This is a genomic window from Legionella saoudiensis, assembly GCF_001465875.1.
Lineage (GTDB): Bacteria > Pseudomonadota > Gammaproteobacteria > Legionellales > Legionellaceae > Legionella > Legionella saoudiensis.
This window is the reverse complement of sequence record NZ_LN901324.1, coordinates 326,826-348,657: the sequence shown is the minus strand read 5'-3', so window position 1 is coordinate 348,657 and position 21,832 is coordinate 326,826. Positions and strand designations below refer to the sequence as shown.

The window sequence follows — 21,832 nt, the reverse complement described above, 5'->3', positions numbered from 1 at the left end:
CAGGTTATCTAACTACAGAATTTCACCAGTCTTTTTAAATACTTCATCAATAGCCATTAACGACTCTAACAATTGCTTCATCTTCTCTAAAGGCCAACTATTAGGACCGTCACTTAAAGCCTGATCTGGATTAGGATGGGTTTCCATAAAAATACCCGAAATACCTGCTGCTACTGCCGCGCGAGCAAGTACAGGCACAAACTCTCTTTGCCCGCCTGAAACACCATTATTTCCACCAGGAAGCTGCACTGAATGAGTCGCGTCATAAACTACTGGGCAGCCAGTTTCACGCATAATTGCTAAAGAGCGCATATCAGAAACTAAGTTATTGTAACCGAAACTTACCCCTCGCTCACAAGCCATAATTTGTTCATTACCTCCAGCCTTCGCTTTGGTAATGACATGTTGCATTTCCCATGGTGCTAAAAACTGACCTTTTTTAATGTTTACCGGCTTATTCATAGCCGCCACTTTTTGTATAAAGTTCGTTTGCCGGCATAAAAACGCTGGGGTTTGTAAAACATCAACAACACTGGATACTTCAACTAAAGGAGTATCCTCATGAACGTCGGTTAATACAGGTACTCCAATTTGTGCCTTTACCTTTTCTAAAATCGCCAAGCCCTTTTCAAATCCAGGACCACGATAACTGGATAAAGAGGAACGATTTGCTTTATCAAAAGATGATTTATAGATAAAAGGAATTTTCAACTGAGTGCATAATTCTTTCAAATAGCCAGCAGTTTCTAAAGCTAAACCTTCACTTTCAATAACACAGGGACCTGCAATTAAGAATAAAGGTTTATCTAAGCCTACTTCAAATCCACATAATTTCATGCGTTATCCTTGTTTTGATGTTTAGTCCGCGCTGCAAGTACAAATTGTTTAAACAATGGATGACTGCCTCGTGGAGTTGACGTAAATTCTGGATGGAATTGGCATGCTAAGAACCAAGGATGATCCGCTAATTCAACCATTTCCACCAAAGTGTTATCCGCTGAACGACCGGAAATAATCAAGCCATGCTCAACTAAGCTTTCCACAAATTTGTTATTCACCTCATATCGATGACGGTGACGCTCTATGATTTGTGGTTTTTCATAAACTTGGCGCGCTAAAGTACCCTCTTCCAATTGGCATAACTGAGCTCCTAGACGCATTGTGCCGCCTAAATCGGTATGCTCGTCACGTAATTGCTTAGAACCATCAGCATCCATCCACTCATTAATTAACCCAAGTACCGGATAGGGAGTATTTTTATCAAATTCAGTAGAGTTTGCTCCAGCTAAACCGACTACATGTCGGGCAAACTCAATTACCGCAGTTTGCATTCCTAAGCAGATTCCCAAGAATGGGACTTTTTGTTCACGCGCATATTGAATGGCTCTAATCTTACCTTCTATACCACGCTCTCCAAAGCCACCAGGAACAAGAATCGCATCCACTGTGTCCAGTAATTCCGTACCATGTTTTTCGATAAGTTCGGCATCAACATACACAATTTCCACTTTAGTTTGCGTATGAATTCCCGCATGCAATAAAGCTTCGTTGATGGATTTGTAGGCATCATTTAATTCAATATACTTACCAACCATAGCAACTTTTACTGTCATGGTACGTGTCTTTTGCATATCAACAACACGCTGCCATTCGCTTAGATCTGCAGGTTTAGCATTGAGAGCCAGTTTTTTAACAACAATTTCATCCAAACCTTGCTCATGTAAAATCATGGGAATTTGATAAATACTAGGCGCATCCTCTAAGGGAATTACTCCCTCTTTATCCACATTTGTGAATAAGGCAATCTTAGCGCGATCAGCCATTGATAAAGCCTTTTCAGAACGGCAAATTAAAATGTCGGGTTGGATACCAATAGAGCGTAACTCTTTCACTGAATGCTGAGTAGGCTTGGTTTTAGTTTCGCCTGAAGTAGCAATGTAAGGAACTAAGGTTAGATGAATGAAAATCGCTCGTTGCGAGCCTAATTCAATACGCAACTGACGAATGGCTTCTAAAAAAGGTAAGGATTCAATATCCCCAACGGTTCCACCAATTTCCACCATGGCCACATCAAAACCATCAGCCCCTAATTTAATACATCGTTTGATTTCGTTCGTGATATGGGGAATAACCTGGACCGTGCCGCCTAAATAGTCACCGCGTCGCTCTTTTTTAATTACGTTTTCGTAAATTTTCCCCGAAGTGAAATTATTACGCTTTGTCATAATGGTATTTACAAAGCGCTCGTAATGTCCTAAGTCCAAGTCAGTTTCGGCGCCATCATTGGTTACGAAAACCTCTCCATGTTGAAAAGGACTCATTGTGCCAGGGTCGACGTTAATGTATGGATCAAGTTTGATTAATGTAACACTAAGACCGCGTGCCTCAAGAATGGCAGCTAAAGATGCAGCAGCGATACCCTTCCCTAAAGAAGAAACAACACCACCAGTAATAAAAATAAAATTTGTCATATTGACCCCGTTCAAAATGCTGAGTTCATTAGGGCCTGTGCCCTTAAATACATGAAAATTACATTCGCATGTAAACGGGATTTAATTCTATCAAAATGCAGATAAAAATGACACCAATTTCTTATTCTATATTAGATTAATTGCTCTTCGACGAGAATTTCCATGTGAAAACGCATAAGGGCTGGCTAATCTTTGACACGAAATGGCTCCCTCGCCCGCGGAAAAGTAGCGTATACTGTTGAGCGCGGGAGAGAGGAGTATCTTAAATTTCCCTAAGCATGCAATCAGGTTACGCCGAGTAGCTTTAGCAAACAATAACCTGCATTCTTGGACACTGCTAACCAATAGCCAACAAATGGCCCATTTTTTCTTTTTTAGTTTTTAAGTAACCCTGACTCTCAGCGGTGGCATCAACCTCTAAAGGCATACGCTCAGTTACCTTAATACCAAAACTCTCGATAGCAGAAATTTTCAATGGGTTATTCGTTAATAACCTTACGTTATCAATCCCAAAATGCTTTAATATTTGATACGCAATAGTGTAATCACGATTATCCACCGGAAGGCCTAGTTTGCAATTTGCATCCACCGTATCCAACCCCTGATCTTGTAACGCATAAGCCTTTAGCTTATTAGTTAAACCAATGCCCCGCCCTTCTTGACGTAAATAAATTAATACCCCTCCTTCCTCAGCAATTAGCGTTAGTGACTTATCAAGCTGCTTGCCGCAATCGCATTTACATGAGCCGAAAATATCACCAGTAATGCATTCCGAATGAATACGAACCAAGGGTACGCGATTTGCATGCTTAGGTGCTTTAACTAAAGCAAAATGCTCTTTTAAGTCCAGTTCGTTTGTAAAGACAGTCATACTAAAGTCTCCCTTATCCTGCAAGGGAATACGTGCAGTTGCTGCCTCGCTTACCAAAACTTCATGACGTACTCTGTAATCGATTAAGTCTTTAATGGTGACTAAAGGAATATTGTGTTGTTGAGAAAATCGAACCAAGTCATCAAAGCGACTCATAGTGCCATCTTCATTGATAATTTCACAAATCACGGCAGCAGGAGTTAACCCTGCGATTTTCGCTAAATCAACACTGCCTTCAGTTTGGCCTGGTCGTTCTAAAACGCCTTTTTTTCGAGCACGCAAAGGAAAAACATGCCCTGGAGAAATAATATCTGCCGCAGTGCTTTTAGGATTAATAGCGACCTGAATCGTATGTGATCTATCTTTTGCTGAAATACCAGTCGATACACCTTCTGCTGCCTCAATAGAAACTGTAAAAGCCGTGCCATAAGGTGATTTATTTTTTTGAGCCATCATGGGTAGTTGTAAATTATCAACCAACTCTTCTGCCATAGACAAACAAATTAAGCCACAACCATATCGCGACATGAAATTTATTGCTTCAGGGGTGGCATGCTCTGCGGCGATAATTAAATCCCCTTCATTTTCCCTATCTTCATCATCAATTAGGATGATCATCTTACCGGCTTTTAGTGTTTCCACTGCCTGTTCTATTGTTGCGAGTAAATGCTTCATAAACGCGACCTCATTTAATGCAGAGTAGATTGGTCTTCTTGCCAATCAATACATGCGATCATATTATCCCCCATAGCCTTCCATGAGACAGTATGTGGACGGTTAAATATCTCTTTTTGCTGGTATGCAGAAATTGCATTTGGCTCCAAACTGGTTGGAACGAGATACAAATAAGTTCGATGAACTAATCCTTCCCGATGTAAGGCACTAAAAATAGCACCCCCGGCTTCGACCCAAACATCATGATATCCTAATTCACCTAAGTGCTGAATTACCGCAGTTAAATCCATTCCCCCATCCACTATAGGCATTAAATGCATGCTACTATTTGGATAAGCTACTTGACGCTCATCACAATGATAAATGTGGCAATGAGAAGCGGTTGAAAAAATTGTGGCCTCTTTAGGCAGTGTTAATTGCCTATCAATAATGGCTATAGGCTTTCCTTTTTCTTCATTTGCTAAGCGCACATTTAACTTAGGATTATCTATATGGATTGTGCGCGCACTCGTCAAAATCACATCGGCTTCTGCTCGTTTTTGATGGGTAAACTCCCCACAAAGTGAATTCGACAATATAACCCGCTCGCCCACTGCTCGCCCAATTTTACCATTTAGAGTATGGGCCATTTTCACGGTTACCCGGGGTCTGCGAGTTAATACCCAGTGGGTATAACTTTTATAAAACTCAGTAATCTCTTCTACTGGATAATGAGTTACCTTAATTCCTTGAGCCCGCAACTTTTCAGCAGAATTATTTTGCGCCACAATAGGATTGGGATCGCAGTAAGCAAAAATAACATGCTCAACCCCCCCATGGTTAATGATTGCATCAACACAAGGAGGAGTTCGTCCCCAGTGATTGCATGGCTCAAGAGAAATATAAAGACTAATTCCTGGCGTTTTAGGTGGGATTTGTGCTAACAATAAGGGTTCTGCATGTGGAGTACCTGCCCCACAATGACTAGCCTGTGCTATAATATTTCCATTTTGCACAGCTACAGCTCCAACACAGGGATTGGGAGCGCAAAAACCTAGCCCGAGTCGGGCTTGTTCGAGTGCTGCTAGCAAAAATTTTTTATGCATTGATGTATGTTACCTTTAAACGCTGTACGAATGATAACAAATTATTCAATTTTTGAGTAGCCTAATGATTAAATTGAAAATTAAAAACTATGTTTTTGGAATGCTTCTGGCAAGCATATTTATTCAACCTGTGGCAGCACAAGGGTTATCCCCTTACTCCACAAGTGAGCTGGAACAATTGGAAAAAGAATTTGTTCAGCAAATTAATCAATCAGATAGCGTGGAGCGTAATCCTTTAGCCACCCAATATGTGAATCACATCGGGAAAAATCTGGCTACTCATGGACGCATTAGAACACCGCATTTTTTTATTGTGAAATCTCATGAAATTAATGCCTTCGCAGGCCCTGGAGGGCATATTGGTATTAATTCCCAACTTATTTTGATCACCCAAAATGAAAGTGAACTAGCCGGAGTAATGGCTCACGAGATAGCTCACGTACGTTTACATCATTTATATAGTGCCATTGAGCATCAAAAACAAATGCGCATTCCTATGCTTGCCTCTTTGCTTGCCTCTGCTGCCTTAGGTGTGATTAATCCTACAGTAGGTATGGGAGCAATGATGGGTTCCTTGTCTGGTTTTAACCAAGAAAATATTAATTTTACCCGCTCCAAAGAAAAAGAAGCGGACCGAATTGGTATCGATATGCTAATTAAAGCCGGCTACAACCCTCACAGTATGGCTGCCTTTTTTAAAAAAATGCAGGAAAACTCACGTTATTATTATACTGCAAATGTACCGGCTATTCTTCGTACCCATCCTCTGGATTCTGACCGAATTGCGGAAGCAGAGAGTCGTACTACTCAATTTGCCAAGAAAAGCTACCCCAGCTCTACTGATTATGCTTTTGTTAAAGAAATTATTCGTAATGCGGTAACATCAGACCCAAGGTCGCTGTTTGACTATTATGCACATCATTGCTCTAAAGTAAGCCCCATAAGCGCTTGCCAATATGGGCAAGCCTTAGCCCTGTTAAATTCGAATAAATTTTCCCAAGCTCATGCATTATTGGCCCCTTTATTAGCACAAAATAATAATCTCTATTTCCAAATTGCCATGAGCCAGGCGGAAACGGGATTATCTCAGCATCAAGCCGCCCTAGCCCGTATGGCGGAAATGCAAACTAATTACCCTAATAGTTATGCTGTACTTATGGCCCATGCTCAAGCCTTATTGGCAGCAGACCAACCGGCAAAAGCAACCAGCATTTTGCTCAAAGGCAGTCGTCAATATAAGCAAGACCTTCCTCTTTGCCGCGAGCTGGCTCGTGCGCAAGCTAAGTCTAATCAAAAAGGCTATGCGTATTTTACGCAGGCGCAATGCTTACTACTTGAGGGACAAAAGAGAGCCGCAGTCGCACAATTAAAAGTAGCGCGTACTTTAGCTAAAAATGATGAGTATTTGCAGGCGAGGATTTCGGCTAAAATTGATGAGATTGTGCATTAATACACTGCAATTACGAGTAGGTTGGGTTTCGACCCAACCTAGTACTTATTCCCTAAAATTCTCATACTGCATAGGCAACTTAATATCTGATTTCTTCAATAAAGCAATCGCCTCTTGAAGATCATCACGCTTCTTACCTGTCACCCGCACCTTATCACCCTGAATAGAGCTTTGTACTTTCAACTTAGCTTCTTTCAGATATTTCACAATTTCCTTCGCCGTTGGCTGATCAATCCCTTGCTTAAAGGTCATGTTCAAAGAGAAAAATTTGCCGCTATGCACCGGCTTATCTTCCATATCAACACCCGATGCATCCAGGTTACGCTTGCTGCAATGGTTACGGAAGAGATCTTCCAATTGACGTACTTGGAACTCAGACTCAGCGCGCAAAGTAACCGTTAGTTCTTTCAACTCAATGCTTGATTCAACCCCACGAAAATCGAAACGGGTTCCCATTTCCCGCACTGCATTATCCACCGCATTGCGTAGTTCGACCTCATTCGTTTCTGAAACAATATCAAAAGATGGCATAAGATTCTCATTCGAATTAAAAAAGGTAATTTAACAAAAAAAGTGATACATCACCATATTAAATCCTTTAATACGGTGAGTTTGCGTCAGGGCAAGTAGGACTACCTACAAAAAAGCCCAAGCAATAAAAGTATTCCAACAACTCATAATTACAGAGCACTTTATTTATTGTTCAAATTATTGACAACTTGATATATGTCAATCTACACTTAGATTAGAGAGTAGCCTTCCCCATAGGGTCCCCAAATGAACGAGCAATACACCGCATCTGTATACTGTGGCGAAGAACAGATTGCTAACCAGGCTGGGAATGACATTGATGTGCTCTATACTTGGATGCTCACCCAAGGAAGCACGCACATAGGAAACATTCATGGGAAAATCGTTGATAACCAAACTCAAAAAGTCATCCGTACCTTCCGTAAGTCAGCTATAGAGTAGAGCCTATTGACTAAAAATTATAAGAACTTAAAATGTCCACAATGCTTTAACTGCAGCTTTATCTAAGCTCATATAATAAAAGTGCTTTATGTCGAATCAACCTATCTCTTCATTTAAACTCATCTGGTTATTAAGTTATATTTCTATCGCCTCCGTATCAGCCACAATTATTACCCCTGCACTTCCCTTAATTCAGCAGTACTATGCTTTAAATCCGGGAGCTGTAGAATGGCTGGTATCAGCGTTCTTAATTGGTTATACACTAGGACAACTCCTTTATGCTCCGCTTGCCAATCGTTATGGCAGCTTAAAGGCATTACGTTTTGGACTAATAATTAATTTATTAGGAACACTTACTTGTCTTACTGCTCTTTCGCTTAATAGTTATTGGCTTTTGGTCATTGGACGTTTAATTACCGCCTTAGGCGCTGCCAGTGGATTAGCCTGTACATTCATGCTGATCAATGCCTGGCTACCAGAGCAACAACGCAAAACAGCCATGGCCTATTCAGTACTTTCCTTTGCGCTAGGCTTAGGTATTGCCGTAATATTAGGTGGTTTAATTACTGACTATTGGCAATGGCAAGGTTGTTTTTGGTTTTTATTAGCTCATGCAATCTTAGTGCTTGGTGGCACCTATGTTTTCAAAGAAGCTCCCTTTGTCTCGAAGCCAATTCACGTTCTTACAATTATTAAAGATTATGCTGCCGCCTTGTCCTCCACCAAACTGGTTATTTTTTCTCTGGTCGTAGGAAGTTCAACCGCAGTTTCTTATTGCTTTTCTGCAGCAGGTCCACAAATTGCCAAAGATATATTAGGTCTCTCTCCGGCCGAATATGGATACTGGAACGGAATGAATATTATTGGCATGCTAGCAGGCGGCCTGATTGTAAAACAACTTTTAGCACGTTTCTCAGCAATTCAAGTTATTGCCATCGGTTTTTTTGGTATCGCCTTAGGCATCATGAATTTATTTTTTATGTGGACCATGAATAGCCACTCGGCCCTGTGGTTTTTCTTAATTGCTTCCAGCTTTTATTTATTTAATGGTCTATTATTTTCCAGTGGCTCGTTCATTGCATCAAATGCATTGAGCGATAAAGCAAGTGCTGCAGGAATGATGAGTTTCATTAATATGAGTTTTGCCACAATTTGGGTGATCGTGATGGGCTATTTAGGAGTTAATCCATTACTCAGTTTTGCGGAAACCTTGAGTATAGTGTGGATACTGGTCATTGCCTTAGTGCTAATCGAAAAGCAAAGTGCGAAAGTGGGAAGTTTTATCAATGAGGGCTCCTAAATGGCTACTTTTATCAATAGGCAGGCTTTAGGTTTTTTTACATTAATTACTGCGCTGCATACTGGATATGCGGAGAACTTGGATTCATTAGCACAAGAAACCCAAACCCTGTGTGCAGCAACACAAAATGCCACGGCCCCTAAACAGGACCAAGCCAGCGAGCCCGAGAAACAATTATTATCTCAATGTGATGCCAGCGCCCTTTATTATGGTTTTGGAAATGCCCCTGATTATATACAGGCAAGAAAATGTGCCTTCATTAAACAAAATTATGACGTACTGGCCATGATTTACGCCAATGGCAAAGGGGTGAAGCCTGACCTGGATCTCGCCATTCATTATGCTTGTCTAATGCAAGCAGCACCCGCAGAAATGGAAGGCCGAGTTAGCCATTTAGCGCAGATAAAAGCAGGAACGGAAAAATCCCCTTTTGATATCTGCGATGATATCACCAGTGGCTATATGATGGGCGTATGCGCAAGTATTGATGAATCACAAGCCCAACCCCAACAACAGAAATATTTAGCTGAGATAAAGCAAAAGCTAAGTCCTGCAGAGCGAGCAGCCCTGCAAAAATTGCAGGATGCAAGTGTGATTTATTTTAATACCCGTGTTGATAACGAGCTAGATAATCGGGGAACTGGAGCCTCTGCTTTTGCCATCGCCGAACGCATGACTCTGAACAGAAAAATGCTCCAAATGGTTAAAAACAGTTTGGAATGTAAACTACCTAATTCGACCGAGCAGCAATACCGACTTGCAGATGCTCAGCTCAATCATACTTATAAAATAACCCAAGCAAAACCTTTTCCTGCTGATGTAGCCATTACTGGTAAAGGGATACAAAAAACTGAGCGAGCCTGGATGAATTACCGAGATGCCTGGATAACCTTTGCCCAGCTTAAATGTCCCAATGCTAATATCAACAATTGGAAAACATTGCTCACTACTGAACGCGCAAAACAATTGGATGAGCTTGCTAATTTTATGTAGACAGGTAGCAAAAAGTTCATGGCGGAAAGCTCATCATCCAGAGCCTATGTATCCCCTGGTGTGAATGAGGCAATCCATGCCACAGGAGCAAAGGGCATGACATCCCTCAAAAGCCTTAAATAAGTGCCTTTAGTTGCAAGCAAGGAATAATTTAAGGATTAATACGTATATCTATTTGATTTTCTTCTGTTTCTGTATTTCTTATTTCACTTATCTGCTCTTTGAATTTATTTATTACCCCACTTGTTTTTTCTATATAATTATTTTCCGGTAATACATTCACTTCCTCTTGAAGCACTTGCACTTCAGGGGTTCCATCAGACAATTCCACAATATCCTCTGAAAATGTCTCTTCTTGGTTTTCTGCAAATAATGCAGCAAGATCTCCCGAGAGCGATTCGTCTTCTTGGCTTTCATCAAACAAGGTAGCAATATCCTCTAAACTTTGTTCGTCATCTTCAGTATTCAAATCATCCAGAATAAAATCATTCAAATTAAGGACTATGGGGGATGCTACCTTATTGAGCAAGCCTCGTAACTTATTACCAATACGTATGACATTGGAAAAATCATTCTCACCATCAAGATTTTTTCGTTCAGTATTGAGTGCTTTCAGGTAAATTTCATATTGATCTTTATCGGTTTCTTTTAAATCAGCTAACTCATCCTCTATTTCCTTAATTGTCTTTTCGCATTCATTTTTTTTCATTGCAAGTAATTGCTGCTCATCATAATTCAGTTGTTTTTTACCAAAAAGATTTTGAATGTAATTAATGAGCAGATTTATAACTGTAGAGAAAGTACGATATTCATCTTTCTCCTTGCCCTGAATAATGTTTTCCGCTTGAGCGGAGAAAAGCACCCCGTTCTGTTTTAGTACTCTCAATACGTCTAAATTTGTTCGTTTAACAGATAAAGGAGACATAGCTAGAAGTGGTAGTATTTCTTTGGACATATCCGGATGGGTATCGATTAATTTCTCTAATGCATAAGGTTGATTATGCTCAATCGCCCTCAAGAAATAATTAAAAAGTTGTTTTTCATTGAGAGGTTCATTATAACTTCGTAATTGATCTACTAATATTTTAATACATTCCGTATTACCTTTTTCTATAGCATGACCTATCGCTACATGAATTCCCTCGACCATATTTTTGTTAAGAAAAATATGTAAATAAGCCGCTTTTGCAGCCTCTGCATTCATTCCAGCAGTGGTCAATGCGCCATTTTCCATATTATCAGTTACAAGCTTATCAACATATGCCTTCATGCTAGGTTGCACCGCTATTAGAACCTGCTCCAATATTTTTGGGTTTCCACCCTTAGCCGCAAGTACTATAAGGTGGCCTAAATGTTCGGCTGCATAACATTCCGGAAAATATTTTTCTAATTGGTTATAAGTATCTAGGCGACCAGTTCCAATCGCGATTTCAAGCAATATTTTTAATTTTTTAGGTGCTTCCGGCTCAGCCATAACTTTTTCTAACAAGGGGCCTAGCGCAGCCACATTATTATTTGAGACTGCGCGTTTTGCCGCAGTGTAAATTTCCTCTGCGCTCGCATTACTCTGAGTAATTAATGCCTCAATTGCATGTGGATCTTTAACAATAGTTGCCGCAACAGCAAGTGTATTGAATATTTTAGAACCTATCTTCGCCGTGGCATTTGTAGAGGGTAAATGTTGTTTATAAAGCTCTTGAATAACTGGAAATGGGGTTTGTCTGGGAGCTGCGTCTGGATTTCGCACGACATGCACCTCCAGTCCAATATTTCCTTTCCCATAACCAAAAACTTCGCGATGCAATTCCTTGATTAAAGCCTCTTCTGAGGCAAATTCTTTAAAGCCGCTAGCATAATTAGGATCGTAAATTCGATATTTATCATTCAGTTTACGTACAGAGACAGCATGGTTAATGCTTTGTACTATCATTACCTCATCGTTTTGTAATCCAATTTTGGCAATAACTTGGCTCCATTCAGTATCTGGTGCAGCCAAAGCAAAATCAAAGGAAGAGCATAATGTTTTTCCATTAATTTTTAACATTTCCATACTTGTAGACTGAGTTTGGCTTAATTCGTATTTTCCTGGTTGAAAGGCTAGTAATACTTGGCTTGCAAACAATAATATAGCCCCCTCATGCAGGCCATATTGCTTTTCCTCGTTCTGTTTGCCATCAGCAATTATCTGAAGAATTTTAAAAAATTCAGCTTCCTTTTCAGGTCCCTGTAATGCATATTGCGCATAAACCATAGCTAAACCGTTACAAACCCCTCCCTCATTAAAATGAAATTGAGCAGGAAATCGTTGTTTCTTAAATTCTTTATTTAAATTATCTATTAATAAACCTTGGCCTAAATAGCTCATGCTAACCTCTTGGGGGGTCGATCAAAACATTGTCATCATGTATTAATTATACGATAGATGGCTAAAAAATAACAACACATAGGTCCAACCAAGAGGTAAAGAGATTTTATCAACGATAATTACTGAAGTTTCAACTGACATTGCTGTAAAAAATAATATGCAGAAGAGTCGTTAGGATTGCTTGCGACTATCTGTCCGAAAAGGTTTGCTGCATTTTGATACTGCTTTTCCTCATAAAACTTTAACGCGTTAACAAAAATTGGGGCGGCATCTTCTTTCAGCTTTATTTCTACGGAATTATTGTTATTAAACACTTCATAAATAGCTATGGGAAGGCTCTTTCCTTTAACCGAGGTTAAGCCTAATGAGCGCAAATGGTATTTGGGACGAAATTTAAGTTGTTGGAAGGTTTGACCACTTATTAATAACTCGATATTAAAATCACGAGTTAATGATTCGACTCGTGAAGCAATATTGACCGCATCACTAATTACACTACAATCCATCCGTGCTTCAAAACCAACGGTTCCTACGATTAATGGCCCTGTATTTAGCCCTATTCCCACATTTACTGGAGGCAGGTTATGGCTACTGCGCTCAGCATTAAAGGTATTTAAAGCATCTAACATATCCAATGCAGCTAACAAGGCATCATCTGCATCATCAAATAATGCCATAATGGCATCGCCAATGTATTTATCAATAAAGCCAGAATGTTTCACAATAACCGGGTCCATGTAACTCATTAAGGTATTGACCAGGTTAAAAATTTCCACCGAGGTTAATTGTTCCGAAAGTGTGGTAAACGATTTAATGTCCATAAATAAAACCGTCATGACCTTCTCCACACAATCCCCTAATCGTATGTCCGCAACATTTCTTCGATTGAGCATTTTTAAAAAATTTTGAGGAACGAAGCGTGCTACTGCTGCTGCATTTTGTTGAATTTCCATAAGCTTGCTAATGAGTTCATCATTAAGCGCATGAACTTTTTTTTCAGCAACTTGCAGCTCTTGGAAATAAAAGCTGGTTCGTACCATATAACGAACTCGATAACCAATTAAGTTTGCATTCAAGGGCTTGGTGGTGAAATCGGTAGCGCCGGCTTCAAAGGCCTTATTTATCGATTCATAATCCTCTAAGCCTGTAACCATCATAATTGGAGTGTACAGGTGATCAGCTAACTTACGAATTTGCGCACATACTTCAAAGCCATTTAATCCAGGCATTTCCACATCTAAGAGAATGGCATCGGGTTTTGTTGTATTTAAAATCGATAAGGCCTGTTCGCCATTTTCCGCCTGTACAACGGTGAACCCCGCATTGATTAATGCGTTACTGGTAAGCAAACGCATCGTGGCACTATCATCCACAATTAAAACTAATGCATTTTCCTTGTCCATATCGTCACACAGCCTTAGAAGTACAAATTGTGGTTAAATAACTTGCAATGTTCTCTAACTCAATGACCTGATCAACAGCATCTATTGATTGAGCAACCGCCCCCATGCCAAAAACTACAGCACTTCCTGGATCTTGAATTAAAGTATGCCCATGAGCGTGTTTTAATGCTAATAACCCCTCAGCTCCATCATCGCTCATGCCTGTTAAAAGCATACCAATGGCTTTTTTACCCGAAACTTTAGCTACTGATTGCAGTAAGGTGGTAATTGAAGGACAAAAACCCTCACTTGAGCTGCCCTCAACAAGCTTACCAATTAATCGGTCATGCTGACGTTCAACTTGAAGATGCTTTTTATCTGGTGCTATATAGACAGTACCTTTTTCTAACAACTCTCCGCTTGTTGGCACTTTCACTTTAAGACTTACATTCTGTGCTAGCCATTGAACAAAGCCACGAATAAATCCATTACTCATATGCTGAACAACCACAATGGGTAAAGGAAAATCAGGACTTAGGTGCGATAAGATTGTTTTTAATGCCATAGGCCCTCCTACTGAAGCACCTATAGCAATTATCTCATAGTGTCCCTCTTTATCTTTATGTTCAGGTTTACTTATTTTTCTTTTTTCCCCAGCGTAGACGGGTTTTAGTGGCTTTTTAGTAACGCGAATTTCTGCAAGGCTACGTAATGTATCAATAATGTAGGCGCTTCGTTCTTTAAATGAGGCGGAAAATATATTAACAGGCTTTGCCAAGGCGGTTAATGCACCTGCTTCAAGAATATGAAAGGTAGCATTAATTGATTCATCGCTAACCGTTGAGCTAATGACCACAATAGGAGTTGGGTGGTGTGCCATGATAATGCGTGTTGCCTCAAGCCCGTCAATGACCGGCATTTGAATGTCCATGGTAATCAAATCTGGCTTTAATTTAGCAGTTAATTCTATTGCCTCTTTTCCATTTTTGGCAACGCCAATCACAATCATATCAGGGGCAGATTCAATAATATGCTGAATTAAGGCAACTTCTGTTGGAGAGTCATCGACAATTAAAACTCTTATCATAGGCAATAGTTCACTTTTATTTATGAATAAATCATCTCCGCCGTTCTTCATCCTAAAAAGTTACGGCAAAGGAGCTTCTAACAGGATACTGTACTCCTCATTAAACCAGGGCCCCATTCGAGAAATCCCTTTACTGCATTCAGGATGACATGTATCAAAACAATGCTTTTTTAATAAGTTCGGCTGAGTTTAAGACGAAATTAATTTGGTTGCTGCCCGATAAAGTAGCACCAGTAACACAGGGTATATTCGTTAATGGTTCTTGAAGCGGCTTCATGACAATTTCTCTTTCTCCTATGATTTCATCAACAAGGAGAGCAATGCGCTCTTGTTCCTTATGGATCACCACTACAGATAAATGCTCTTTTTCCTGTACTTTTTCATTTAAATGCAACACCTTAGATAATGAGCATAGCAAAACCGGCTGCTGATTGACAAGCACGGTTGGACTTCCTTCGACCTCAATAATATCTTGTTGTTTTAACAAAAATACGCTGTCCACTGCTCGAGTGATCAGAACAAATAATTGGTCACTGCAGGAAATAATCAATCCACGCTCGGTGGCTAGGGTAATCGGCACTTGTAATAGAAAATGTGTTCCTTTGCCCAATTGACTGGTCACACTAACTTGGCCTTTTAATTGCACTAGATTAGAACGAACGACATCCAAACCTACCCCACGCCCAGAAATATCAGTAGCCGTGTCTCGTGTGGAAAAACCTGGCCGAAAAATTAAATCAAGAACATCCTCTGAATTCATTCCTTCCAGCTCTGCTCGAGTAATAATATTTTTTTTCAGTGCCGACTGAATAAGCACCTCCGGATTAATTCCTGCGCCATCATCTGAAATTTCAAAAATAATTTGATGATCTTCCTGGCGTACCTCAATAAGAATATTTCCCTGCACGGATTTACCTGCGGCTTGGCGTGCATCTGGTCGTTCAATCCCATGATCAATAGCATTACGCAACAAATGTACAATGGGGTCTTTTAGACCATCAAGAATCATTTTATCAATTTTAACGTCATTATTAATGATATTGAAATTCACTTGTTTTTTTAACCCCTGCGCTAAATCACGGACCACGCGTGGCAAATAACGTAATTGTGCATCAACGGGAATCAAACGAATTCGACGGACCTCATCCTGTAGAGAACTTAACAGGGTGGTTAATTCATGAATCGGCATACGCAGAGCGCGTTGCATTGAATGCATGGAATTATTAATTTCAGTTAATTCAGTAACTGGCATTGAAAATAGGGCATTAAAACGTTCGTCTTCGTGCTTAAAAAGAGTTTTTAAATTCGTTAAATTCTTTTTCCATGCCTGTACAAAATAATCTATTTTGTAATTTATTTTGATTAAGTCTGTATAATACTCGTCAATAATAATCTTTATTGCCTGAAGTTCCTCCATATTAGCAGAAATACGATCCAGGTTTTGGAGCGAAACACGAATTGATTCAAACTCACCCGCTCTAAATCGTGCCTCTAAGCCCTTGGTATTTTCGACCAACACTTCAGGTTGTTTCTCCATTTGTGGAGATTGTCGCTGTTGAGATTGAGAATGTTCGGTGTAGTATTTAAGTTGATTTAAATGGTCTTGCAGATCAAAAGATGTGGGTATCTCTTCGCTATAACAGCGCATTGCTTCATTCATGAAATCAATAGACTGCAAGCAAAGATTTATAATTTCAGGGGAAATTTCAATATTTCGCTGCTGGATGTCTGCAAATAAGGTTTCTATCTGATGAGCAATTTCACCTACATCAATGGCCCCAATACCACGAGCAGAGCCTTTAATATTATGTGCGGCGCGAAAAATTACTGAGAATAAATGCTGAAGTTCATCTCCACTACTCTCTTTTTTTTCAAGCCGTAATAAGCCATCTGTAATCGTCATTAAATTTTCTTGAAGTTCAGCTTTAAAAGTTTCAACGATTTTCTTTAAAAACTCTCGTTCTGATGCACTTTCAGGGGTGGTAGTAGTCTTAGACGAAACGAGTTCATCAAATACCACCTTTTCTTCTGTGCCTTCTTCAGCATTAGGGATATGAGCTTGCTGACGAAGTTGTGCTACTAGCTCACGCAGCTTAGTGGAAGGCGGTTTTTTTGCAATAAAATCTTGCAAGGATTCACGCATACCCTCCACTGCAGCATGCGTTAAGCTCACCAATTCTAAGGAAATGTGCTCTGTGGGCATAAAAAGCTTTTCAATACATTCCGCAATTGCGCCTAAATCGTTAATACCTACAGAAAGAGCAGAAACCTTAATATTACGTCCTGAGCGTGAAATTTCTGTGGCAATTTTATTTAAATCAGCCGCTGACGTATCTTTATTAATCTTTTGTAAATTATTAATGATTACTGAAATTAATGACTCAAGCTCGGTACTAAAGGTCTCTATAAGTTGTTTTAGTAATGAATCGTCGGGAGTCATAATCGTTTCCTAAACCTTGTAGATGTTAACATCGTCTTTAAGATGTTTGGCGATTGCATTTAATTTATGAATAAAATCCATCATTTCTTTTAGGCCACCTGAAAAAGTGGAGGTGGTTCGATTAATTTCATTCATACTCTCTACAATTTGCTCAATCCCAACAGCTTCCTGGCGTATGGCCACTTCAATATGTTGACTTGAAATGGACGCCTCATTAATCATCTTACTTAGAGTTTGGATAACTTCCCCAGCTTTTTCAATTAACTGCATCCCCGAGCCTAAAGATGTAGCACCTTCTTCAGTTACCTCAACCGCTTTTTCCGTGGTTCGCTTTATATCTTCAAGAATTTTTTGCACCTGTACTGTGGATTGCTCAGATTGCTCAGCAAGATTTCTTACCTCTGTTGCTACCGCAGCAAAGCCTTTACCAGCCTCTCCAGCTTTGGATGCTTCAATTGCTGCATTTAAAGCCAACATTTTAGATTGTTGAGCAAGCGTATTAACAACGGCAGTTATCTCGCCAATTTGTTGAGTATGAGTACTTAAATCTCGAATTGTCTGAGCAATTAATTGCATTTTCTCTTCAGAAATCTTGATACCCTCAATACTTTGGACAACCGATTCGCTCCCCAATTTTCCTTGCTCATAGGTACTTTTTGCAACTTCACGTAGAGTCTGAGCTTTATTCATTGTTTGTTTAGTGCTTTTATCAATTTCCTCTAAAGAAGCACTAATTTCATTAATTGCAGAGGCTTGCGAATTAATACTTTCCGTCTGCTCATTTGCGGAGGTAAGAACCTTGTCTGCCATAGCAACAATATCATTACTTACTTGAGTAATTTTTTTAGTAATTGATGCCAAACCATCAGTCATGGAATCTAAATCATTTCCTAACTCATATAAAATGTCATTCTTATCTACACTTAGTCGCTCTCTAAGATCGCCTGCCGCTACTTTGCTGCTGTATTCGCTAAATTTTTTGGAGGTACTCACTAATTGTTCAAATAATTGCCGCGACTCTTCTTCTTGCTCACGTAGCTTTTCTTCGTTTTCTTTAATCGCCTGTTGCATGGTTTTAACTGAAAGCAACATACGCCCTAACCTATCCAAAGCAGGGATCTCAATTTCTATATCTCGCTCGCCCGCAGCAATTCTTTGCGCAACCTCAATCACCCGATCGATTGGGCTTGCTAAATAACTTAAGGTGCCCAGTGGAACAATTATGGTTAAAATAACTCCCAAAATTAATAACACATAGGCGGAGCGGGTCAAGGCATGTAAATTATGATTAATGTGTGAGGTATTTTTATCAATTAGAGCTACTAAGTTATTGGTTAACCCTCCTACACGCTTGCCTAAATCCTCTGAAAATACTCCATCAATAATATTAATCATTTGATTTTCAATGGGCTGAGTTTGCTCGAGGTTCTTTTTTAAGGTCCCAATAACATCTAAACTTCTAGGCGCATTAATTATTGCGGATTGGGCTTGATATAAAGGCTCATATAAATCCCTGAGCTTTCGCCATTCATCCAAAATTTTCTCGTTACCCAAACGAGCTAAGCCCTCATCCCACTGTTGCTTTATTTCGTTTATTTCACTCCACACATGAGCAAAACGAGCCCGATACTTTGGATCACCAGTTATTATCCAATCCAAAACCAAGTTTTGTGATTGAAAAATCGTCGTATCCAAAACCTGAGGCAGATTTTCTTCATAGATTTCTTTACTGTAAAACACCACGGCATTGACTTTAGGCAATAACAACATAATTAATAACAGTAAAGGCAAACTGAGGGTTAAAAATCCAATAATTAAACGTGCGCGAAGTGAAATAAAAAAACCAGAGTTATTTACTTCCATGGATATCTCCTATCCTATATATACTTTCTCTAATTGCCTGGTATAAACCAGGTATCAGAACATCGATATTAAGAATTGCCGTCACAGACTGATGCAATCCTAAAATGTACTCAGGGTTTGCAACTTTGGTGGAGGACAATGGCGTATTTAATTGGCTGAGTTGATACACTAAGCTTCCCTCAATGGAATAAGCGAGTATGCCTAGCGTCATATCATTGACACTCACAATAATAATAAACTCCCCTGCTTTTCCAGAATAATCTGGATGAAAAAATTTCATTAAATCAACAACGGTAATTAATGAACCACGCCAGTTAATTACACCCGCAACAAAATGAGGAATGCATGGAGGTTTAGACACAGTAACATGATGTAAGATTTCATAGACATATTGGTATGAAATGCCATAATTCTCATTAGGGTTCAACTGAAATCGCACGTAATCAATACCTCGTAGCTCAATGGCGCTGACTTCTGGTTTGGCAAGTAATTCTGCGCGTGCCTTCAAAATGCGCAAAGCATCTTCGCTTTGAGGCATTAGTTCAGAAGCATGTTTTTGTAATTTAGTCGCCATTGCCAAAATCCTTTTTTATTTATTATCGCCATTCAAAGTAAAATAAATGGCGCCATCATGGTGAAATACAAGGTTTGTATCGGCTATGATAATTGGATCTGATGCCCCCAGTAAAAGATAGGCTCCTTCAGCCAGGCACTGACTTAATTTTTTTATGATTTTAACAACTAAATCATTCTCAAAATAAATTAGCACATTACGACATAATATTAAATCGACTTGGTAAGTGCCATTAATGATAGAAGGATAGCTATTATCACATAAATTCAAGTATTTAAAACGTACTCTATCGCGAACTTCTGATGAAAGCACATAAGTATGTTTTACTTTAGTAAAATAATTTTGCAAATACTTCTCAGGGATAGAACGCATTGACCATTGCCTATAAATACCTGTCTTTGCTTTTTCCAGGGCAGCCACATTAATATCCGTACCTAATAATTGCAAATCCCAATGCTCAATATCAGGAATTAACTTCAAAAGAAGCATCACAATGGTATAGAGTTCTTCACCTGATGAGCATCCAGCGCTCCAGATTTTTAAGGTTCGTATGTCTTTTTTTCGTTTTATGAGGTTAGGTAATAATTCTTTTTCCAATAAATGCATTTGCGTTTTATCACGGAAAAAATAACTTTCTCCAACAGTAATTGCGGCAACTAAGTCTGCCAATAAAGCGGAGCTGCTAGAGCAATGCCTCAACTTATCCAAATATTCCTCGGGCTGGTAATTAGACAAAGTACAAGCCTCGGCAATAATCCTTGTTAATTCTCGTGCTTGATTTATATGAGTTACTAGACCGAATCGTTCATGGATTAGCTTAATAAATGCCGGCTCAAGAGTTTTTATATTATCTAATAATTTAGTCATGATCGGCAGAAACCTGGTCTATCTCTTCTGTTAATTTCAATGCAAAGAGCGATGTCACATCCATCAGCAATGAAACACCGTTATTCATCGTTACTGCACCATAAAAAAGTGAATGGCTACGTGTAAATTCTTCATGTATTTCAATTTTATTTTTATCAATCTCGCCAAGCCCTATCATTCTATCAACAATAAGACCAATATGATGTGTTCCATCAGAGCACATAAGAATAGGAATGCTTAAAGGGTACGTTTCATCTCGAGGTAATCCGGCACAAATGCGCAAATCCACAACTGGAATACATTTTCCATGCAAATTCATTAACCCTGCAAGATAAATGGGGCTTCCCGGAATGGTTTCCAGTAGCGGCAAAGGGAATATTTTTTCTACATACTGCAAATCCAAACAACATCGTATGTCATGTAATAAAAAATGCAGAACTTTAATGTAGCTCTTTTCCTTAGCAGCCATTTTGCACCGAATAAATTAGGTTCTCATCATTATAGTTATAGGCTGAATCATGTAGGCATACAAGATAATTTTTAAGCACGCACTTGTCCTAAAACCGTAAGCAATAAATGGCGTTTGTGTGACTGATAACGGTGCTCATAAAGATAAATACCTTGCCATGTGCCTAGGGCTAATTTTCCATTATGCACTGGGATAGCGAGGCTGGTTTGGGTCAAAACGGTACGAACATGTGCAGGCATATCATCTTTGCCCTCAATTACATGCTTGAATAAAGGATCCCCGTCTGGAACCAGGCGCACTAAAAAATTTTCTAAATCCAGGCGAACTTGCTGATCATAATTTTCACAAATCATCAGTGAAGCGCTGGTATGCTGCAGAAACAACTGGCACAAGCCCTGATCAATACTAGTATTTGCGACCACTGCTGCAACTTCTGCAGTAATATCAATAGTGCCTCTACCGGCAGTATTCAGATAAATCGAATGCTGTTCAAGATTCATTAATTTGCCTCGCTAACCAGTAATAACTTGTGATGAGAAGAGTTCATCGTATTTAAATCCTGGATAAAATGCTCATTAATTTGGTAAAGCAAAGAATCATTAGGCAACCTCTGAATATAGCCTAAATCTTCCAATTGATTCAAAAGAGGGATAATTTCTTCTGATAAGTTATAACGTAAACGAGGCACAGAGGAATTCATAATAGCCAATTTGTCTACCACAAAAAACTCTCTAATCTGTGCGTTAGCCGGTTCATTAAAGTCATTTTTAAGTTGCTCCAAGAAAGAAGAATAAGTCAAAAACAGCTCATTTAATGCCGTTTTTTTCTCATTTTTCTTTAACGAGTTTGTGCTGCTACCGCTTAAAAATAATTGTACGCAGTATTGACCTATAGCGCCAATCATGCACCCCATAACTAGTCCAGTTGAAAAAGAAGAAGCCATGATACTATTTCCTTGGAACATTAAC

General features: G+C 39.4%; 19 protein-coding genes. 4 read left to right on the top strand and 15 right to left on the bottom strand.

Annotated elements, in window-relative coordinates:
- Positions 1 to 12: 12 nt before the first annotated feature.
- The 4 genes from kdsA to ribD all read right to left on the bottom strand — a co-directional run bounded on the left by kdsA (position 13) and on the right by ribD (position 5,102).
- Positions 13 to 837, bottom strand: coding sequence for a 3-deoxy-8-phosphooctulonate synthase (gene kdsA / locus BN3124_RS10580; RefSeq protein ID WP_058534769.1), 825 nt, complete (start codon positions 835 to 837; stop codon positions 13 to 15).
- On the bottom strand, positions 834 to 2,471 hold the full coding sequence (locus tag BN3124_RS10575; protein ID WP_058534768.1) for a CTP synthase: 1,638 nt from the start codon (positions 2,469 to 2,471) through the stop codon (positions 834 to 836). Before BN3124_RS10575 ends, kdsA begins: the two co-directional genes overlap by 4 nt.
- Before the next feature lie 337 nt (positions 2,472 to 2,808).
- Positions 2,809 to 4,017, bottom strand: a complete 1,209-nt coding sequence (locus tag BN3124_RS10570) for a bifunctional 3,4-dihydroxy-2-butanone-4-phosphate synthase/GTP cyclohydrolase II (protein ID WP_058534767.1) — start codon at positions 4,015 to 4,017, stop codon at positions 2,809 to 2,811.
- A 14-nt stretch (positions 4,018 to 4,031) separates the two neighbouring features.
- Positions 4,032 to 5,102, bottom strand: coding sequence for a bifunctional diaminohydroxyphosphoribosylaminopyrimidine deaminase/5-amino-6-(5-phosphoribosylamino)uracil reductase RibD (ribD, locus tag BN3124_RS10565; RefSeq protein ID WP_058534766.1), 1,071 nt, complete (start codon positions 5,100 to 5,102; stop codon positions 4,032 to 4,034).
- A 100-nt stretch (positions 5,103 to 5,202) separates the two neighbouring features.
- Here ribD and BN3124_RS10560 point away from each other — a divergent pair, with 100 nt between their 5' ends.
- A complete protein-coding gene (locus BN3124_RS10560) occupies positions 5,203 to 6,552 on the top strand; it encodes a M48 family metalloprotease (RefSeq protein WP_230849160.1) in 1,350 nt (449 codons plus the stop codon).
- Positions 6,553 to 6,597: 45 nt separating this feature from the next.
- On the opposite strand, the gene BN3124_RS10555 is transcribed toward BN3124_RS10560, so the two are convergent.
- Positions 6,598 to 7,083 carry a YajQ family cyclic di-GMP-binding protein gene (locus BN3124_RS10555; protein WP_058534764.1) on the bottom strand — a complete coding sequence of 162 codons (486 nt, stop codon included), beginning with the start codon at positions 7,081 to 7,083 and terminating at the stop codon, positions 6,598 to 6,600.
- A gap of 246 nt (positions 7,084 to 7,329) precedes the next feature.
- On the opposite strand from BN3124_RS10555, the gene BN3124_RS10550 reads away from it, so the two are divergent.
- The 3 genes from BN3124_RS10550 to BN3124_RS10540 all read left to right on the top strand — a co-directional run bounded on the left by BN3124_RS10550 (position 7,330) and on the right by BN3124_RS10540 (position 9,817).
- Positions 7,330 to 7,524 carry a hypothetical protein gene (locus BN3124_RS10550; RefSeq protein WP_058534763.1) on the top strand — a complete coding sequence of 65 codons (195 nt, stop codon included), beginning with the start codon at positions 7,330 to 7,332 and terminating at the stop codon, positions 7,522 to 7,524.
- 88 nt (positions 7,525 to 7,612) lie between these two features.
- The gene (locus tag BN3124_RS10545; RefSeq protein WP_058534762.1) at positions 7,613 to 8,824 is read left to right on the top strand and encodes an MFS transporter; all 1,212 of its coding nucleotides are present in this window, start codon (positions 7,613 to 7,615) and stop codon (positions 8,822 to 8,824) included.
- Positions 8,825 to 9,817, top strand: coding sequence for a lysozyme inhibitor LprI family protein (locus BN3124_RS10540; RefSeq protein ID WP_058534761.1), 993 nt, complete (start codon positions 8,825 to 8,827; stop codon positions 9,815 to 9,817).
- Between the two features lie 151 nt (positions 9,818 to 9,968).
- Here BN3124_RS10540 and BN3124_RS10535 read toward each other — a convergent pair whose 3' ends face one another.
- The 10 genes from BN3124_RS10535 to BN3124_RS10490 form a co-directional block, all read right to left on the bottom strand.
- Complete coding sequence (locus BN3124_RS10535; RefSeq protein ID WP_058534760.1) at positions 9,969 to 12,182, bottom strand: hypothetical protein; 2,214 nt, start codon at positions 12,180 to 12,182, stop codon at positions 9,969 to 9,971.
- A 119-nt stretch (positions 12,183 to 12,301) separates the two neighbouring features.
- The gene (locus BN3124_RS10530; protein ID WP_058534759.1) at positions 12,302 to 13,585 is read right to left on the bottom strand and encodes a response regulator; all 1,284 of its coding nucleotides are present in this window, start codon (positions 13,583 to 13,585) and stop codon (positions 12,302 to 12,304) included.
- Between the two features lie 4 nt (positions 13,586 to 13,589).
- Positions 13,590 to 14,651 (bottom strand): chemotaxis-specific protein-glutamate methyltransferase CheB, encoded by a 1,062-nt coding sequence (cheB, locus tag BN3124_RS10525; protein ID WP_058535873.1) that lies wholly within the window; start codon positions 14,649 to 14,651, stop codon positions 13,590 to 13,592.
- Positions 14,652 to 14,805: 154 nt separating this feature from the next.
- The gene (locus BN3124_RS10520; RefSeq protein ID WP_058534758.1) at positions 14,806 to 17,091 is read right to left on the bottom strand and encodes a chemotaxis protein CheA; all 2,286 of its coding nucleotides are present in this window, start codon (positions 17,089 to 17,091) and stop codon (positions 14,806 to 14,808) included.
- A gap of 9 nt (positions 17,092 to 17,100) precedes the next feature.
- Positions 17,101 to 18,954 carry a methyl-accepting chemotaxis protein gene (locus BN3124_RS10515; RefSeq protein WP_058534757.1) on the bottom strand — a complete coding sequence of 618 codons (1,854 nt, stop codon included), beginning with the start codon at positions 18,952 to 18,954 and terminating at the stop codon, positions 17,101 to 17,103.
- Entirely contained in the window at positions 18,941 to 19,528 is a 588-nt protein-coding gene (locus BN3124_RS10510; RefSeq protein ID WP_058534756.1) for a chemotaxis protein CheW, read from the bottom strand. Before BN3124_RS10510 ends, BN3124_RS10515 begins: the two co-directional genes overlap by 14 nt.
- Before the next feature lie 15 nt (positions 19,529 to 19,543).
- Positions 19,544 to 20,395, bottom strand: coding sequence for a CheR family methyltransferase (locus tag BN3124_RS10505; protein WP_058534755.1), 852 nt, complete (start codon positions 20,393 to 20,395; stop codon positions 19,544 to 19,546).
- Positions 20,388 to 20,864, bottom strand: a complete 477-nt coding sequence (locus BN3124_RS10500; protein WP_058534754.1) for a chemotaxis protein CheW — start codon at positions 20,862 to 20,864, stop codon at positions 20,388 to 20,390. Before BN3124_RS10500 ends, BN3124_RS10505 begins: the two co-directional genes overlap by 8 nt.
- 71 nt (positions 20,865 to 20,935) lie before the next feature.
- Positions 20,936 to 21,364 (bottom strand): secondary thiamine-phosphate synthase enzyme YjbQ, encoded by a 429-nt coding sequence (locus BN3124_RS10495; protein WP_058534753.1) that lies wholly within the window; start codon positions 21,362 to 21,364, stop codon positions 20,936 to 20,938.
- Positions 21,364 to 21,807: a hypothetical protein gene (locus tag BN3124_RS10490; RefSeq protein WP_058534752.1), complete on the bottom strand. Its 444-nt coding sequence runs from the start codon at positions 21,805 to 21,807 to the stop codon at positions 21,364 to 21,366. The genes BN3124_RS10495 and BN3124_RS10490 overlap by 1 nt, the downstream gene beginning before the upstream one ends.
- Between the last annotated feature and the right edge of the window lie 25 nt (positions 21,808 to 21,832).

Excerpts from the sequence above, each read along its gene's own strand:
- kdsA (WP_058534769.1), bottom strand. The coding sequence starts at position 837 with ATGAAATTATGTGGATTTGAAGTAGGCTTAGATAAACCTTTATTCTTA.
- BN3124_RS10575 (WP_058534768.1), bottom strand. The coding sequence starts at position 2,471 with ATGACAAATTTTATTTTTATTACTGGTGGTGTTGTTTCTTCTTTAGGG.
- BN3124_RS10570 (WP_058534767.1), bottom strand. The coding sequence starts at position 4,017 with ATGAAGCATTTACTCGCAACAATAGAACAGGCAGTGGAAACACTAAAA.
- ribD (WP_058534766.1), bottom strand. The coding sequence starts at position 5,102 with ATGCATAAAAAATTTTTGCTAGCAGCACTCGAACAAGCCCGACTCGGG.
- BN3124_RS10560 (WP_230849160.1), top strand. The coding sequence starts at position 5,203 with ATGCTTCTGGCAAGCATATTTATTCAACCTGTGGCAGCACAAGGGTTA.
- BN3124_RS10555 (WP_058534764.1), bottom strand. The coding sequence starts at position 7,083 with ATGCCATCTTTTGATATTGTTTCAGAAACGAATGAGGTCGAACTACGC.
- BN3124_RS10550 (WP_058534763.1), top strand. The coding sequence starts at position 7,330 with ATGAACGAGCAATACACCGCATCTGTATACTGTGGCGAAGAACAGATT.
- BN3124_RS10545 (WP_058534762.1), top strand. The coding sequence starts at position 7,613 with ATGTCGAATCAACCTATCTCTTCATTTAAACTCATCTGGTTATTAAGT.
- BN3124_RS10540 (WP_058534761.1), top strand. The coding sequence starts at position 8,825 with ATGGCTACTTTTATCAATAGGCAGGCTTTAGGTTTTTTTACATTAATT.
- BN3124_RS10535 (WP_058534760.1), bottom strand. The coding sequence starts at position 12,182 with ATGAGCTATTTAGGCCAAGGTTTATTAATAGATAATTTAAATAAAGAA.
- BN3124_RS10530 (WP_058534759.1), bottom strand. The coding sequence starts at position 13,585 with ATGGACAAGGAAAATGCATTAGTTTTAATTGTGGATGATAGTGCCACG.
- cheB (WP_058535873.1), bottom strand. The coding sequence starts at position 14,651 with ATGATAAGAGTTTTAATTGTCGATGACTCTCCAACAGAAGTTGCCTTA.
- BN3124_RS10520 (WP_058534758.1), bottom strand. The coding sequence starts at position 17,091 with ATGACTCCCGACGATTCATTACTAAAACAACTTATAGAGACCTTTAGT.
- BN3124_RS10515 (WP_058534757.1), bottom strand. The coding sequence starts at position 18,954 with ATGGAAGTAAATAACTCTGGTTTTTTTATTTCACTTCGCGCACGTTTA.
- BN3124_RS10510 (WP_058534756.1), bottom strand. The coding sequence starts at position 19,528 with ATGGCGACTAAATTACAAAAACATGCTTCTGAACTAATGCCTCAAAGC.
- BN3124_RS10505 (WP_058534755.1), bottom strand. The coding sequence starts at position 20,395 with ATGACTAAATTATTAGATAATATAAAAACTCTTGAGCCGGCATTTATT.
- BN3124_RS10500 (WP_058534754.1), bottom strand. The coding sequence starts at position 20,864 with ATGGCTGCTAAGGAAAAGAGCTACATTAAAGTTCTGCATTTTTTATTA.
- BN3124_RS10495 (WP_058534753.1), bottom strand. The coding sequence starts at position 21,364 with ATGAATCTTGAACAGCATTCGATTTATCTGAATACTGCCGGTAGAGGC.
- BN3124_RS10490 (WP_058534752.1), bottom strand. The coding sequence starts at position 21,807 with ATGGCTTCTTCTTTTTCAACTGGACTAGTTATGGGGTGCATGATTGGC.